Source organism: Oceanobacillus sp. Castelsardo, from assembly GCF_001659985.1.
GTDB lineage: Bacteria > Bacillota > Bacilli > Bacillales > Amphibacillaceae > Oceanobacillus.
Window position 1 is genome coordinate 35,319 of the sequence record NZ_LYCS01000005.1, and the last position, 16,446, is coordinate 51,764.

Sequence of the window (16,446 nt, forward strand, 5' to 3'; positions counted from 1 at the left end):
ACTTGCATATATTAACAAACTACTATTTACACTATAACATTCTAGAGACGGAGGGACATTTCCGCATCCCATTTTTATTCCCAAATAAGTAAGTCTGTATAAAAAATAGTGAAGTACTTATGCATTTAGCAAAGCACTTCACCACTCAGTTGAACAGAGGTACCTATACTATCCCTATTTTATCAAATCTTCTACTTGTTTCACTACATTCTCTACAGTAAACCCATATTCCTCCATAACCTTATTTCCTTCACCTGAAGCACCAAACGTATTAATTCCAATTACTTTTCCTTCATCGCCAGTATAGCGTTCCCAACCAAATGGAGATGCCATTTCCACTGCTAAACGTTTCTTCACTAGAGGAGAGATAACCGAATCTTTATAAGCTTGATCTTGCTCCTCAAAACGATCCCAGGAAGGCATACTAACCACACGTACATCGATATGTTTAGTCTTCAATTCCTCTTGTGCTTTAACAGCAAGCTGAACTTCCGAACCAGTAGCTAGAATAAGGGCATCCGGAGTTTCTTTTTCAGAATCACTTACAATATAAGCTCCCTTTTTCACACCTTCATAAGCATGCTCAGCTGTACCTTTTAATGTTGGAAGGTTTTGACGTGTTAAAATCAATGCCGTTGGTTTATCCGTAGACTCTACAGCTAAACGCCATGCTGCCTGTGTTTCATTTCCATCTGCCGGGCGGATGAGTGAAACACCTGGCATAGAACGGTAGGATGATATATGTTCGATTGGTTCATGTGTCGGTCCATCTTCTCCGACTGCGATTGAATCATGCGTCCAAACGTAGGTTACAGGTGCCTTCATAATTGCGGATAATCGAACTGCCGGACGTAAATAATCGCTAAATACAAAGAATGTACCACCAAACACTTTTAACCCACCATGTAGGGCCATTCCGTTTAACGCTGCGGCCATTGCAAATTCTCTAACACCAAACCAAATGTTTCTTCCGGCATAACTTTCTCGTGAAAAGTCTCCGCCATCTTTAATCGTTGTTTTATTTGATCCTGCTAAGTCGGCACTTCCCCCAAAGAGGTTTGGAACTGCTTTAGCAATTGCATTTAATACCTCACCAGATGAAGCACGGGTTGCTAAAGCGTCCTTACCAGATTCATAGACAGGCAATTCTTTTTCCCAACCCTCTGGTAGTTTACCATGGATTGCTGTTTCTAATTCCAGACCAAGTTCTGGATATGCTTGTTTATAATCAGAAAGAACTTGATTCCATTTTTCCTCCGCTTTAACACCTTTTTCGACCACTTTTTCTTGAAAATCAGCATACACTTCTTCTGGTACGAAGAAAGGTTCATGTGACCAATGATAATTTTCTTTCGTTAATTGAACCTCTTCTTCTCCAAGAGGGGCACCGTGCGCATCCGAAGACCCTGATTTATTTGGTGATCCATACCCAATAACTGTCTTCACTTCAATTAAAGTTGGTTGTTCCGTGTTCTGTTTCGCTTCCTCGATTGCAGCCTTTAATGCGTTTACATCATTGCCATCTTCTACACGAATCACTTGCCAGCCATACGCCTTAAAACGATCCTCCACATTTTCAGAGAAAGATTTATTTAAATCACCATCTAAAGAGATATCATTAGAGTCATATAATGTAATTAATTTTCCTAATCCCAAATGACCTGCCAAAGAGGCTGTTTCATGGGAAACTCCCTCCATTAAGTCCCCGTCCCCTACAAGGGCATAGGTATAATGGTCAACAACAGGAAAATCTTCTTTATTATATTTGGCTGAGAGATGTACCTCTGCCATCGCCATACCAACAGCGGTAGAAATTCCTTGACCTAATGGACCAGTAGTAGTTTCGACCCCATCGGTATGATGGACTTCCGGATGTCCAGGAGTTTTAGAACCCCATTGACGGAAATTCTTTAAGTCATCCATGGAAACATCGTATCCAGATAAATGCAACAAACTATATAAAAGCATGGAACCATGACCTGCGGATAAAACAAAACGATCACGGTTAAACCATTTTGAGTTTTTTGGATTATGGCTCATAAATTCTGTCCATAATGTATAAGCCATCGGAGCCGCTCCCATTGGTAATCCTGGATGCCCGGAATTAGCTTTTTCTATCGCATCAATTGAAAGGGTACGAATCGCATTAATGGATAATTGTTCAACTGATTGTTTAACTGTCGTTGTCATCTTTATCATCCTCTCTTATGATAGTGATTCAGCTTTTTTAGGTACCTTTTCCCAGTCCTCTAAGAATTGTTTAATTCCGTTATCGGTTAATGGGTGTTTCCATAGTTTAGGTAGTAATGAACCAGGTATCGTTGCGATATCCGCCCCTGCTTTTGCCGCTTTTTCTAAATGGCTAATGGTACGAACACTAGCTGTAATGATTTCTGTTTCAAAGCCATAGTTTGCTAGAGTTGTTTTTAAGTTTTGAATTAATTCAATTCCATCTTCCCCAATATCGTCGACTCTACCTACAAACGGACTAACATAGGTAGCACCTGCTTTTGCCGCCATTAATCCTTGGGCAACAGAGAAGATAAGGGTTACATTTGTTTTGATTCCTTCTTTAGATAGAATGTTAACAGCTTCTAAACCATCTTCTGTCATCGGGATTTTTACGACAACATTCGGTGCCCATGTCGCAATATTTCTTGCCTCTTCCACCATTTCATCTACGGCTAAACCAATCACTTCCGCACTAACCGGACCGTCCACTATACTACAAATCTCTTTAATCGTTTCCTCAAAATCTCTGTTCTCTTTTGCAATGATCGTCGGATTCGTTGTTACTCCATCTACCAAACCTAAACGAGTGATTCGTTTAATTTCTTCCATATTTGCCGTATCTAGGTAAAACTTCATGTAAAACACCTTCCCGTTTCTTGTCAAATTCGCTAGATATATTTCATATATTACACAGGCTGTGTTATTGGATAGGTACTTTTCACGTATCTGACTTGTTTCTCCCTACCATTAACCAGAATTGAATGGGTAATAAAGTTACTGTATTCCGTTTCAATTCCATCAATAATTAAGTTATCTGTAATCCCTGTTGCAACAAACACACAATCATCTGTACTAACTAAGTCATCAAGGGTTAATATGCCTTCTACATTCGCAATTCCCATTTCTTTACATCTTCTAATTTCGTCATTGTTTCTTGGTAGAAGTTTGGCTTGCATTTCCCCTCCCAGACAACGAATAGCAGTTGCCCCTAAAACGCCTTCTGGTGCACCACCAATACCTAGGAACATGTCGACGCCTGAACTCTCAAGACAAGTAGCTGTTGCATAAATGACATCACCATCATGAAATAAACGAACCTTTGCACCAGTTTCCCGAATTCTATCGATATATTCTTGATGTCTTGTTCGATCCTGTATCAACACATTTAATTCCGTAATTTCTTTACCATTCGCTTTTGCTACCGCTTTAATGTTGTCTTCAATTGGCGCATCTAAATCAATTTTCCCTTTCGCTCTTGGTCCTACTGCCATTTTTTTCATATACATATCTGGTGCATGTAGTAAGGTTCCCTTTGGTGCAGCAGCAATGACAGTAATCGCATTACCTTGTCCATTTACTGTAGGGGTTGTTCCTTCAATTGGATCTACCGCAATATCCACTTCATGACTTCCACCCTGACCAAGCTTTTCTCCGATGTAAAGCATTGGTGCTTCATCAATTTCACCTTCACCAATAACAATCGTACTAAACATTTTCATTTTATTTAAATTCTCTCGCATCGCATTTGTAGCAGCTCCATCAGCTGCAATCTTATCTCCACTACCAACCCACGGCATTGCTGCAACTGCAGCTGATTCGGTTACCTTTAGAAAATCTAATAATAAGGATTGCATGCTTCGTCTCTCCTTAATTAACAGGTTTAGTTAACGCTACAATTACTTCCGGCTACTGCTTCTTTATAGTTTTCAGCTAAAAATTCTTGTTCTTTCTCAATAATTTTATCTACTTTACGTTTGGAACCTTCTGCCCACTCTACATTCAAGTATGCTTTAACCACTTTTTTCGCCACTTCAGGTCCAATAATTTGAGCCCCCATTGTAATAATTTGTGCATTATTACTTAATTGCGCTCTTTCCGCAGAATAGACATCATGTGCTAAAGCAGCACGGATTCCCGGATATTTGTTAGCCGCAATACAAACACCAATTCCAGTACCGCAAAGAATGATTCCACGTTCTGCTTTTCCTTCGCTAATAGCTTGAGCAATTTCAAAAGCTACATCTGGATAATCTACTGCGTCTTTAGAATGACATCCAAAATCAATTACTTCGTGTTCTGTATCTGCTAAAAATTCTTTAATCGTTTCTTTTAATTTAAATGCATTATTATCACTACCAATTGCGAGTTTCATATTAAAAACCCCTTTCAAACGTTGTTGTTTTGTTTTCATTTACAATTTAATATTATTATAAGTTATCGTTTTTAGCAAGCATATTTTTATTGTTTACTTTCATTTCGAAAATAAAAGCGAAATCAAATTGTTTTATTGATAATTTAAAACCCACCTTTTGCATATTGAAACCTACAGAGATTATTATTAATAAAAAAGGTAACTAAATCTCCCATCATTTCCTTTCGTTTACTTTCGTGGTATGATATTTATATATATTAGCTATCGGAGGTAAATGTATGGCAAAGATGTTTGCAGAGGAAAGAAGAAAATTAATACTGTCACTCCTTCAAAAAGAAAATCGACTAACAGTTAAAGAATTATCACAATCCCTAGATGTTTCAGAAGCTACACTTCGAACCGACTTAAATATAATGGAAGAAGAAGGATTATTAACGAGAACCCATGGTGGTGCAGTATTGAATGATAGTATTTTACCTAAAAATACATTTTCTGAAAGATCTACAAAAAATATAAACTTTAAAAGATCGATAACAAATAAAGCAATAAGATACATCGAGAACGAAAATAGTATTATACTGGACGCCAGCACAACAGCTCTAGAACTAGCTCGTAAGTTAAAAGAAACAGATATTAGATTAACAGTTATAACAAACGGCTTATCTACCGCCTTGGAATTAAAAGAAAATCCAAATATTAATGTCATCTTACTTGGTGGAATAGCGCGAATGGGATCCATGGCAGTAGAAGGACTACTTGGAAAATCAATCCTAGACCAAATAAACGTTGATATTATGTTTACATCTGCAAGCGGGTTCACTGTTCAAGATGGCTTAACCGACTTTAATGTATATGAAGTAGAATTAAAAAAATTAATGATAGAAAAGTCTGATCAAGTAGTTGCTCTTATTGACCATACAAAGATTGGTCGCAGCTCTATTGCATCATTTGCACCTACTGAAAAAATTGATGCATTTGTGACGGATGAAAAGCTTCCTGAAGATATAACAAAATTGTTAAGTAACTTGGATATTGAGGTTGTTGATTAAAGAAGAAAACTACTACTTAGGCTGCTAGAAAGGTGCAGCCTATTTGTGTTTTAATTAGTGTTTTCATTTGTAATCGCTTCCATTTTGTTTTACAATTTAATTATCAATTGTTTTTATTAGTTTGCATTTATGTTACTTTTTCTATTGAAGTCAAATGGAAAATAAATTATATAAGGAATAAAAGTGATATAAACAATGGAGATTGCAATTTAACAATTATTACAGAACTATAATTAGAAAAACTAATACAAGGAAGGTATAAAATGAAAATGTTTGTTAGTGAGAGAAGAAATATTATTATGAAGGTTTTAAAAGAAAATAAAAGAATAACTGTAAAGGAACTCGCTAAAGAAATTAATGTATCTGAAGCGACATTACGAACCGATTTAAATAAACTAGAACAAAATGGTTTACTTGCAAGAACACATGGTGGAGCGGTATTGAATGATGAACTCGGAAAAGAGACTAATTTTTCTGTTAGAAAACTGAAAAACAAAGAGGAAAAGAAAAAGATTTCATTAAAAGCATTAGAAATGGTACAAGATAAACAATGCATTTTACTAGACGCTAGTTCTACAGCATTAGAGCTAGCTAGTTTTATTAAAAAACAACCTAAACAACTAACAGTTATTACAAGTGGTATTCAAACAGCAATGGAACTAAAGGAAAATCCTGATATAACCGTTATTCTTATCGGTGGAGTTGTTACAAAAGGTTCAGCGGCTACGGAAGGAACATTAGGGCTAAATATCTTAGATTATGTATATATTGATACGATGTTTACTTCACCAAATGGATTTACATTTGAATCAGGACTCACCGATTTTAATTTGTACGAGGTTTCATTAAAGAAAGAAATGATAAAGAGGGCAAATAATGTAATTACCTTAATAGATTCTTCTAAAATCGGAACCAACTCTAGTGCAGTATTTGCTGAAACAGATAAGATTGATACATTAATAACGGATAAAGCAGTAGATAAAGAATTAGTAGAAAAACTACAACAAAGTGGAGTGAATGTTGTCATTGCAAACTAAGAAGAGACTATCAAATCGATTGATTTGGTAGTCTCTTTTCATTACGCAAACAAATGTTCATCTAAGCGATGAAGAATTTTTTCAAAACTTTCCGTATTCCACGCAGATCTTCCGATAAACAAACCATTAACATCTTCTATATCAATATATTCAATAAAGTTATCGAAATTTACACTACCACCATATAATAATGGAACAGCTGAACCGGCATCTCCAAATAAATTCATTAACTGTTCGCGAAGAAATTGATGTATTTCGGAAACATAAGTAGCATCCGCCGGAATACCGCTTTCTCCGATTGCCCAGACAGGCTCATAAGCTATCATTACTTGCTGTGCTTGTTCTTCCGTTAAGTCTTTTAAGCAAACTTTTAATTGAGCTGCCAACATTTCTTTGGAAATGCCATTCGCTTTTTGCTCAATATTTTCCCCAATACATACAAGAGGTTTCATACCATATTTTAATCCAGAATGTACTTTTTTATTAATATCTTCATCATTTTCATTGTAATATTGTCTACGTTCGGAATGACCGAGTTCTATAATATTAACACCAATTTCATCTAACATTTTTGGTGAAATTTCACCGGTAAAAGCCCCTTGATCTTCCCAATGCATATTTTGTGAACCAATATGCACTCTTGAATTCGATGTTAATTTTTTAATAGGAACTAACGCAGTATAAGAGGGAATAATAAATAGTTCTATATTTGAAGAAATATTTTCAGCAATACTAATAAGTTCTTCCGTATAAGATAGCCCCTCTCTAATCGTTTTTGTCATTTTCCAGTTCGTTCCTACCCAAATTTTATTTTTCATCGTCATACTCCTTATTATTACGTTTTTATTTCTTTTAAGAATGAATAACCTCCACTATGAATCAATTAATATTATAGTGGAGGATTGATTCTATCACCATTAACCGCTAAACAATGAAATAAGAGCAAGTGTTAAAGGTGGCATCGTTGTTACGACTGCTAAGCATATTAGTAAAACAACGATGAACGGAACAACAGCCCTTGATAAAACATGCATCTCTAGCCCCGATATCCCTGAACCTACAAATAGGTTTACCCCAAATGGTGGTGTAATAAATCCAATAGATAGGTTAACTATCATCAGTACACCAAAGTGAATCGGATCCATACCTATTTGTAACGCAATAGGTAAAAGTATTGGAGTAAAGATAATTACCGCTGCTGCTGTATCCATAAAACAACCAACAATTAATAGCAATATACTGATTAATAGAATAATCATATATTTATTATCAGAAAGAGCTAAGAATCCATTTGCAATTGCTTGAGGTATTTGCTCCATCGTTAATATCGTACCAAATGATGTAGCAGTTCCAATAATAATTAAAATTGCTACAGAACTTAGTGCAGCATCCTTGATAATTTTGGGGAATTCTATCAACTTCACTTCCTTATTTAAGAATAGTGCGACAATTGCTGCGTAAACTACCGCAACAACTGCAGCCTCTGTCGGTGTAAAAACACCACCGTAAATTCCACCGAGAACGATAACAGGAACAAGAAGCGACCATTTTGCTTTATTTAATGTTTTAAACAATCTTTTGAAAGTAAACTTTTCTCCGCTACCCTTGTACCCTTTTTTCTTAGAATAGATATAAGCCCATACCATTAACGCAAGACCAATTAATATACCCGGTAATATACCACCAATAAATAAATCACCTATCGATTGATTACCTGAAACGCCATAAAGTACTAAAGGGATACTTGGAGGAATAATAATACCTAATGAACCAGCTGAAACAATAACAGAGGTTGCGAATTTACGATCATAACCTTCAGCAACCATTGCAGGTATCATAATTCCCCCAATTGCTGCAACAGTAGCAGGGCCAGAACCTGAGATTGCAGCGAAGAACATACTTGTTGCGATCGCAGCCATAGCAAATCCACCAGTAAATCTACCAATAAATACATTTGCGAATTCGAATAAACGTGTAGATATTCCACCTTTTCCCATAATTTCCCCAGCTAGAATAAAAAACGGTACAGCCATTAACGTAAAGTTATCTGTCGATGTTATTAAACTTTGTGCAAGGAACGTAATGGAAATATTGGAAGAGTATAAAGCAGTTACTAACCCAGATAACCCTAATGCAATTGCTATGGGTACGGATAACAACATAAATAAAAAGAAACTACTAAACAATACAAACGCCGTCATACTACTTCCCTCTCTTTCTGAATGCCTGTCTTATTGGAATCAATTTTTTTAATTCTCATTCCTTGCTTGAATAATTGCTGTAGCAAACGAATTGTTGTTAATGTTAACCCTACCACTGGAGCCGCATACACCCATTCCATCGGTAATAGAAGCGCCGCGGATTCCCTTGTTACACGTAATACAATGTCTAAGCCATAATATGAAAGAACAACAACAAATACTAAGAAACAAATGTTTGCTATCATGCCAATGATGAGTTTCCCTTTTTCTTCAAAAAGCGTTTTAAAAGCATCTACTGCTAAATGTTTATTTTTCTTAACCGCATAACTAACCCCTATATAAATCATCCAAATGAATGCGTATCTAGCGACTTCTTCTGACCAAACAAGCGAAGAACTTAGTGCATAACGCATAAATACTTGGAGAAATACAACTGCTACTGTAACAACACTTAAAAAAATTAATATGTATTCTTCAAAGTGTTCATCAAGCCACTTTAAAGCTTTCATGTTTGCTCCCCCTCATGTTTTAAAGTTTAATTAATCTATATCTTCTTTCGTCGCATCCTGTAACATATCAATTAATTCATCACCAAAGACCGCTCTGTATTTATCATAGACACCTGAAACAGCCTCTCTAAATGGTTCTGGATCTGGTTTAACCACTTCCATTCCAGCCGCTTGTAATTCCTCAATCATTTTTGCTTCATTTTCTTTTAGAAGATCTCTATGGAATTGAGCTGCATCCAAAGAACTTTTTTGAATAATATCTTGATTTTCTTTGGATAATGAATTCCAAAAATCATCACTAATTGCTACTGGAAGTGGTGTATATTGATGACTCGTTAAATTTAGATAAGCTTGCACCTCATTGAATTTTGTAGCATAAATATTAGCTACCGGATTTTCTTGAGCATCAACCGTTCCTTGTTGTAGTGCCATATATAGCTCCCCGAATGCCATTGGTGTTGGGTTAGCACCTAATGCTCTAAAGGTGTCAATGGCAACCGGAACCTCCGGAGTTCTAATTTTAATTCCATCTAAATCCTCTGGTGTATTAATCGGGACATTCGAAGTAATGTTTCTAAACCCATTTTCGAAATAGGCTAGAATACGTAAATTATCCTCTAATAAAGGATCCCCAATTTTTTGACCCACTTCTCCATCCAACACTCTGTATGCTACTTCAGCAGATGGAAATAGATATGGTAATTCAAATGCACTAATTCGTTGATCATATTGGTTAAATGTTGCCGCTGCGACCATTTGCAAATCATTAAAAGTAACACTTTCAACCATTTCTGCTTCGGAACCGAGTTGTTCATTTGGATAAACAATAACTTCCATATTTCCACTGGAGCGTTCTTCTACTAATTTCTTAAACTCCATAACAGCCATGTGTCTTTCATTTGTCTCTGCTGCCCCATGCCCAAATCGAATGATTATCGTATCATCAGATTGTACAACATCACTCGTGAATAAAAAGACTCCAGCTAAGCTTCCTGTTAATAAAATAGTAAACGCAATCAATATATTTCGCAGTTTTTTCATTTGTACAAACTCCCTCCGTGTATCCCCAACCTATCAATACTAGCGAATCCTCTATAATCCAACTTTATTGTTTAAATGCGTATGAAGCGCTTTCATGTTTTTATATTAATCATTATCTTTCATTTTGTCAATATTAATTATTGAATTTTATCATTTATTATAAAAAGAATAGAAATCGATAAAACGCAATAGTCAGAGACTAAAATAATCTATTAACTATTAAGCACATATCACCTTTAAATTTAATCGATTAACTACTATATGGCTTTTATATCAACAAGTCCCCTGAAACGATAATATTTAAAAACAAAAGAAAGTAATTGACAATTATTAAAAAACAGTATACTCTATTACTGTACTTGAAAGCGTTGTTATATCAGTTTGTTGATAATGAACATAAACTATAATTTCTTTAATGGAATAGGAGAGATAATAATCATGGAAACTAAAAGACCTATTGTCGCTATAACAATCGGAGATCCTGCTGGAATAGGCCCTGAAATAACACTTGATACAGTATGTGAAGAAAAGGTATACCAAGAATGTAAACCATTTTTAATTGGTTCTATAAATATTGTTAAAAGAGCAATGAAAGTGAAAAATTGCGATTTCAACATTAATAAAATCAATACTCCTTCAGAGGGAAAATTTGAATATGGAACAATTGATGTACTAGAAACTGGAGAATATGATTGTGACAGCATTGAGTATGGTAAAGTTCAAAAACTAGCCGGGCAAATGGCTTATGACTATGTTGTTAAATCAATTGAATTAGGAATGAATAAAGAGATTGATATCGTTGCCACAGCTCCTATTCATAAAGAAGCTATTAAACTTGCAGGGGTTAAACAAGAAGGACATACAGAAATTTATGGAGATTTAACTAAATCTGATTATGCACTTACCATGTTTAACTGCAGAAATTTAAAGGTTTTCTTTGTTAGTCGACATAAAGCATTAAAAGAAGCTTGTGATTACGCAACAAAAGACAGGGTTTTAGAAAGTGTAAGACAAATCAATAAAGAGCTTAATGGAATTGGTATGGAAAGTCCTAAAATTGCTGTTGCTGCACTAAATCCACATGCTTCCGATAATGGTTTATTCGGAACAGAAGAGGCTGAACATTTAATACCAGCAGTTGAAGCTGCTCAAGCAGAAGGAATGAATGCTGTAGGACCAGTACCTGCTGATTCTGTTTTCCATTTAGGATTACAAGGAAGATATGACGCAATTCTTTCTTTATACCACGACCAAGGGCATATCGCGTGTAAAACATTGGATTTTGAAAAATCCATTACTATTACTTGGGGATTGCCATTTATGAGAAGTTCCGTTGACCATGGTACTGCATTTGATATTGCAGGAAAAAATATTGCTGGATCTGTAAGTATGATTGAAGCAACATTAGTTCCAGTAGAATACTGGAAAATGAAACAAAATGCATTAGTAAAGAACTAATAAGATAGTGTGAAATATATTAACATGTACCGGGAAAGTATTTTTCTTTCCTGGTATTTCTATTAAGCTTTACTACAGGGGGAATAAATATGTGTAAAATCGGCATTGTTGCAGATGATTTAACAGGAGCAACTACTGTCGGTGTATTACTAGCAAAGGCCGGTGTCTCAACTGCTGCTTTCTTTGAGGAGAAAGATATAACTGAGGATAGGGGGCATCATGCAGTTGTTTTAAGTACAGATAGTAGAGCATTACCAAAAATGGAAGCACAAGAAAAGGTAAAATCAGCAGTACGTTCTTTAAAAGAAAAAGGTGCTACCTATTTTTCAAAACGTATTGATACGACATTAAGAGGGGGAATTGGTGCAGAAGTTGATGCGATGTTAGATGAGTTAGCTCCTAACACGATAGCAGTTATGGTACCTTCTATGCCTCAATCTAATCGTATCCTAGTTGGTGGTTACTCACTAATTGATGGTGTCCCATTATCAACAACACCAGTAGCAAATGATGTTCGAACTCCAGTAACGGAGTCTCATATCCCAACACTGATGGCTGAGCAGACTGAGCGTAAAATAGGACTTATTCCTTTACAAGTAATACTTTCAGGGAAAGATGCATTATCACAACATCTTCAGAAAGAAAAAAATAATGGCGCAAAAATTATTATTGCTGATGCTGTAACAATAGAAGATGTGGAAAGTATCGCTAAGGCTGTCCATGAATTAAAGTGGAATGTAATGGCAATTGATCCTGGTCCTTTCACGGAAAAATTGGCAGTCTGTAATGGATTTGCCTTTGAAGAAAATAAACCAGTAAATAAGGATAACCGCACGAACATATATAACGGAACGGTACTTACAGTTGCTGGAAGTGCATCATCTGTTACTAAAACACAAATGAAAACGTTATCTAACAAAGAGTGGGTTACACTAATACCCGTTTCAGCAGAACAACTTATCGATAGAATAAATACGGCGTCTTTAGAGGTAAAACGTACATCCAAGAAAATTAATTCCTTAAAACGAAAACAAGCTAAAGCGATTCTTCTAGAAACGTGCTTATCTGGAAAACGTCTAGATTTATCAGAAAAGGAAAAAGAGTTGGGATTACTCCAGGGTGATGCAGCAAACAATATAAATCGTGGTCTAGGTGAAATTGTAAATGAAATATTAAACAATGAAACATTTGATATAAAAGGGATTTATATGACCGGCGGAGATACGATGGCTCATATATTACGTGCATTAGGTGCAAAGGGAATAGAATTAGTAGATTATGTCATCCCACAGGCAGACCTTGGAAGAATTATAGGTGGCAAATATGATGGACTAACCATTGTAGGTAAAGGTGGTTTGACAGGTACAACGGATACAGCTGTTTCTATTGTGGAACGCATTTTTCAGGAATCTACTAATCTAGGATCAAGTAAAGCTTTAAATTTATAATAGAAAGGGACTGTTCTATGGAGGAGCGGATCCCTTGTCCTAGCATACAGGAAAGCATAAAATCCTTCCTAACTGTGTAAGTATTACTAAGGTATTCATCTAACCTAATAGCGAATGTGAAGATTTATAAAAAACTTTACATATAGAAAGGCGGAAGTAGGATGGAAACGGTTGAATTAGGAAAAACAGGTCTAAATATTCACCCAATTGGTTTAGGAGCTAATAAAATTGCTGAAGAAGATAATGAATCCAATACACAATATGGTGGAGAAGTTCTTTCTGCCGCTATTGAAAATGGTTTAAATTTTATCGATACTGCTTTTATCTACGGTAATGGACTATCTGAAGAAATTATTGGGAAAACAATTAAAGAAAATAATTGGCGTGAAAAAGTTGTTATTGCAACAAAAGGAGCACATCGAATTTCTGGTGATACTATGGAATTAGACAATTCTCCGGAGTTTTTAATCCAAACAGTAAATGACAGTTTGAAACGCCTGCAAACCGATGTTATTGATTTATTCTACATTCACTTCCCGGATGAAACAACGCCAAAGTATGAAGCAGTAGGTGCACTTAAACGATTGAAAGATAATGGGAAAATCCGAAGCATCGGTGTTTCAAACTTTTCTTTGGAGCAAATAAAAGAAGCAAATTATGATGGTTATGTTGATGTTGTACAAGGTGAATATAATTTTATTAACCGTTCTGCAGAAACAGAACTCTTCCCTTACTTTAAGAATAATGGAATTTCCTTTATACCATACTATCCATTAGCTTCTGGTTTACTCTCAGGGAAGTACGATAAGAATTCCATTATATCTGAAAGGAATAAAAAACGACCACAGTTTCAAGGGGACAATTATTTAAGGTATTTAGAAAAGGTTGAAAAAGTTCGGGGCATTGCGAATAAACATGGCTTAAATATACCACACATTGTATTGGCTTACTATTTATCAAAGGATAATATTGATTGTGTTATCCCCGGGGCTAGAAATACAAACCAGGTTTTAGATAACCTTAAAACAATAGATGTCAAACTAACCACCGAAGACATTCAAATAATCGAAAAAATTTTCCCTATATAGTATCAGATAGGATAAGCACGTACATCCCGTCCCATATCTCCCTACCAAAATTAGTCATTTATATACATAAAAAGTGATAAACTATATGCATTTATGCAAAAGTTCTTCACTTTTTTATGTTTTCTATTCGTTAATAGTCCTTCAAAACTAACTAATAAGGCAGTATACCCATCTAGTAATCTATTTCCATAGCAATATATTATTATCCTGCGTGCCAGATGGTTCAGTAGATCACATCAGTTTGATGCCCTTTTTTGGTTTTTTTGACAAAAAAAGCGACAGTGCTTTAACTTTCCTATAATTTAATTTTAGTTTGTAATACACAAGACAAATAATGAGAATTTCTGCTACCTAAGAAATAGATATTTCGAGAAATGCTTTGTTCGAGTACTTTATTTAAGATTTCCCTTAGTTGAGCTTTTTCACAAAGTAAAGTTTTATTTTTCAAAGCGGGATCTATCCATTCATTAGGTTCATTTTGATAAAATGTTTGCTTTTTTATATGACCAATCCTTATTAAGTAATACCACATTCGTTATCATGTCGATTTCGTACTCATTTCATTTGTTCACTTTTTCACATTATATATTTATATTTAAAAACCCTTATTATTATAATATTCTTACTTCCTTTAATGGCAGATTGGGGCAAAGGAAGAGAAAGAGACAGAGAAACTGATCTAATAAAGCGATGTAACACTTAGGGGATTTATTAGAACCATCAGTTATCCTAGCTCTTTTCACATACCCTTCTATTGTAAAATAATTAAAACAGGGGAATATTTTAATATATATTTATATGGTACCACCATATACCTATCCGCGAGTATATCCTTAGGTACAACATTGTATTGCACACCCTGCTAATCTTCAATATCATTCTGGAACATGGGACCAGTCCCCGACACCATGACGGATTAATATGAATAACACCACCTAACCCATCAACAATTAAAATATTCTTGATTTCTGGAAAATCTTCTTTAATCGCTGAAAGTTGAATATAATGCATCACTTCATTTATATCTATTGGATTTGTATAAATAAATGATTTCACCGTCACAAACAACATATTGGCCTTTCATTGTTATACAAGTGCAAATCCCTGTGGCCATCATTACATATTCAAATTCAAATAAGGTACTTCCGAAGCAATCACAGGAAGTACACTAGTATCTTTTAAAATATCTATTGCCTTAATTGAAGTAATAGAAAGATTTAGCTTGCTAGTGAATAAAGTACCATTTATATCGAAAAAAGTCGGAATGTGGAATTTGTATATGAAACTCACCATTTTCCCACCTATTCGAGCAATTCCTGAATAATCTAACATAATCATTACTATTGTACATTTATCAATGCCTCTATGCCCTAATGACTGGATAAATCTAATTCCTTTCACTACGTATAGGGATTAAGTAAACAAAGCTTATTATCTATCAAATACCTTCACATTTTTTTTCTTCATTTCATTATGCCATCTTTCACTTAATTGCTTATCCGTAATAATTCCTGTAATGGACCCATACCCGGAAATCTTAAGGAAGGAAGTATTTTCAAATTTTGTATAATCCGCAATTATATAGCATTCTTTTGATCTTTCGATTGCCTTAATTTTTAGCGCTGCAGTTTCTTCAATAGATTCGGTTATACCATTTTCAATGGATAAAGATCTACATGAAACGAAAGATTTATCAACATAATAATCACCTAATGACCTGAAAGCATTTAGCCCAAAGAACCCCATTTCACTTTTGTTATAATGTCCTCCAATACAAACTAGACGAATATTCGGTTGTTTGGAGAGTAGGTTTGTAATTCTTAAAGAATTAGTAAGTACTGTTAATCTTTTATTAACAATTTGCTCCGCAACATAATATGCTGTAGTGGATGTATCGAAAAAAATTACGTCTCCATTTTGGATTAAGGTATCACAAATGACGGCAATCTTTTTCTTGTTCTCTATATAAACCGATTGTCTTATATCCGAATCTATTACATTCTCAACACCAGTTTGTATAAAAGCACCACCGTAACCCCTTAGTAATACCCCTTCCTTTTCTAAAACATTTAAATCACGCCGGATTGTTTCATCAGTGACATCAAACATTTCAGCCAGTTCAGCAACTTTGACCCCTTTTTTTTCTAAAACTAATTCTTTTATGTTCTGTCTTCTTTCCTTAGCTAACATTAAATTCCGCCTCTCATCAAAATAGTTACTTCAATGAGCGT

General features: G+C 35.1%; 14 protein-coding genes. 5 read left to right on the forward strand and 9 right to left on the reverse strand.

The window, feature by feature from the left end:
- Positions 1–174: 174 nt before the first annotated feature.
- From tkt to rpiB, 4 genes are read right to left on the reverse strand one after another with little or no spacing between them, the layout of a single operon-like run.
- Positions 175–2,190: a transketolase gene (gene tkt / locus A9178_RS10275; RefSeq protein WP_068674965.1), complete on the reverse strand. Its 2,016-nt coding sequence runs from the start codon at positions 2,188–2,190 to the stop codon at positions 175–177.
- 15 nt (positions 2,191–2,205) lie between these two features.
- Positions 2,206–2,868: a fructose-6-phosphate aldolase gene (fsa, locus tag A9178_RS10280; RefSeq protein WP_068674967.1), complete on the reverse strand. Its 663-nt coding sequence runs from the start codon at positions 2,866–2,868 to the stop codon at positions 2,206–2,208.
- A 50-nt stretch (positions 2,869–2,918) separates the two neighbouring features.
- Positions 2,919–3,866, reverse strand: a complete 948-nt coding sequence (gene glpX / locus A9178_RS10285) for a class II fructose-bisphosphatase (protein WP_068674972.1) — start codon at positions 3,864–3,866, stop codon at positions 2,919–2,921.
- A gap of 26 nt (positions 3,867–3,892) precedes the next feature.
- Positions 3,893–4,384 carry a ribose 5-phosphate isomerase B gene (gene rpiB / locus A9178_RS10290; protein ID WP_068674978.1) on the reverse strand — a complete coding sequence of 164 codons (492 nt, stop codon included), beginning with the start codon at positions 4,382–4,384 and terminating at the stop codon, positions 3,893–3,895.
- A 278-nt stretch (positions 4,385–4,662) separates the two neighbouring features.
- Here rpiB and A9178_RS10295 point away from each other — a divergent pair, with 278 nt between their 5' ends.
- Together A9178_RS10295 and A9178_RS10300 are read left to right on the forward strand one after the other, a co-directional pair.
- A complete protein-coding gene (locus A9178_RS10295) occupies positions 4,663–5,433 on the forward strand; it encodes a DeoR/GlpR family DNA-binding transcription regulator (RefSeq protein ID WP_231889822.1) in 771 nt (256 codons plus the stop codon).
- 263 nt (positions 5,434–5,696) lie between these two features.
- On the forward strand, positions 5,697–6,470 hold the full coding sequence (locus A9178_RS10300; protein WP_068674980.1) for a DeoR/GlpR family DNA-binding transcription regulator: 774 nt from the start codon (positions 5,697–5,699) through the stop codon (positions 6,468–6,470).
- Between the two features lie 41 nt (positions 6,471–6,511).
- Here the strand turns inward: A9178_RS10300 and A9178_RS10305 are convergent, their stop codons facing one another.
- The 4 genes from A9178_RS10305 to A9178_RS10320 all read right to left on the reverse strand — a co-directional run bounded on the left by A9178_RS10305 (position 6,512) and on the right by A9178_RS10320 (position 10,221).
- Positions 6,512–7,288: a triose-phosphate isomerase gene (locus tag A9178_RS10305; RefSeq protein WP_197482177.1), complete on the reverse strand. Its 777-nt coding sequence runs from the start codon at positions 7,286–7,288 to the stop codon at positions 6,512–6,514.
- Positions 7,289–7,387: 99 nt separating this feature from the next.
- Positions 7,388–8,671: a TRAP transporter large permease gene (locus tag A9178_RS10310; protein ID WP_068674983.1), complete on the reverse strand. Its 1,284-nt coding sequence runs from the start codon at positions 8,669–8,671 to the stop codon at positions 7,388–7,390.
- A complete protein-coding gene (locus A9178_RS10315; RefSeq protein WP_068674984.1) occupies positions 8,668–9,180 on the reverse strand; it encodes a TRAP transporter small permease in 513 nt (170 codons plus the stop codon). Before A9178_RS10315 ends, A9178_RS10310 begins: the two co-directional genes overlap by 4 nt.
- 30 nt (positions 9,181–9,210) lie before the next feature.
- A complete protein-coding gene (locus A9178_RS10320) occupies positions 9,211–10,221 on the reverse strand; it encodes a DctP family TRAP transporter solute-binding subunit (protein WP_068674986.1) in 1,011 nt (336 codons plus the stop codon).
- A 438-nt stretch (positions 10,222–10,659) separates the two neighbouring features.
- On the opposite strand from A9178_RS10320, the gene pdxA reads away from it, so the two are divergent.
- From pdxA to A9178_RS10335, 3 genes are all read left to right on the forward strand, one after another.
- The gene (pdxA, locus tag A9178_RS10325; protein ID WP_068674988.1) at positions 10,660–11,679 is read left to right on the forward strand and encodes a 4-hydroxythreonine-4-phosphate dehydrogenase PdxA; all 1,020 of its coding nucleotides are present in this window, start codon (positions 10,660–10,662) and stop codon (positions 11,677–11,679) included.
- Between the two features lie 89 nt (positions 11,680–11,768).
- On the forward strand, positions 11,769–13,127 hold the full coding sequence (locus tag A9178_RS10330) for a four-carbon acid sugar kinase family protein (RefSeq protein WP_068674990.1): 1,359 nt from the start codon (positions 11,769–11,771) through the stop codon (positions 13,125–13,127).
- A 161-nt stretch (positions 13,128–13,288) separates the two neighbouring features.
- Positions 13,289–14,215 (forward strand): aldo/keto reductase, encoded by a 927-nt coding sequence (locus tag A9178_RS10335; protein WP_068674991.1) that lies wholly within the window; start codon positions 13,289–13,291, stop codon positions 14,213–14,215.
- 1,431 nt (positions 14,216–15,646) lie between these two features.
- On the opposite strand, the gene A9178_RS10340 is transcribed toward A9178_RS10335, so the two are convergent.
- Positions 15,647–16,405 (reverse strand): DeoR/GlpR family DNA-binding transcription regulator, encoded by a 759-nt coding sequence (locus A9178_RS10340; protein WP_068674992.1) that lies wholly within the window; start codon positions 16,403–16,405, stop codon positions 15,647–15,649.
- Positions 16,406–16,446 lie beyond the last annotated feature (41 nt).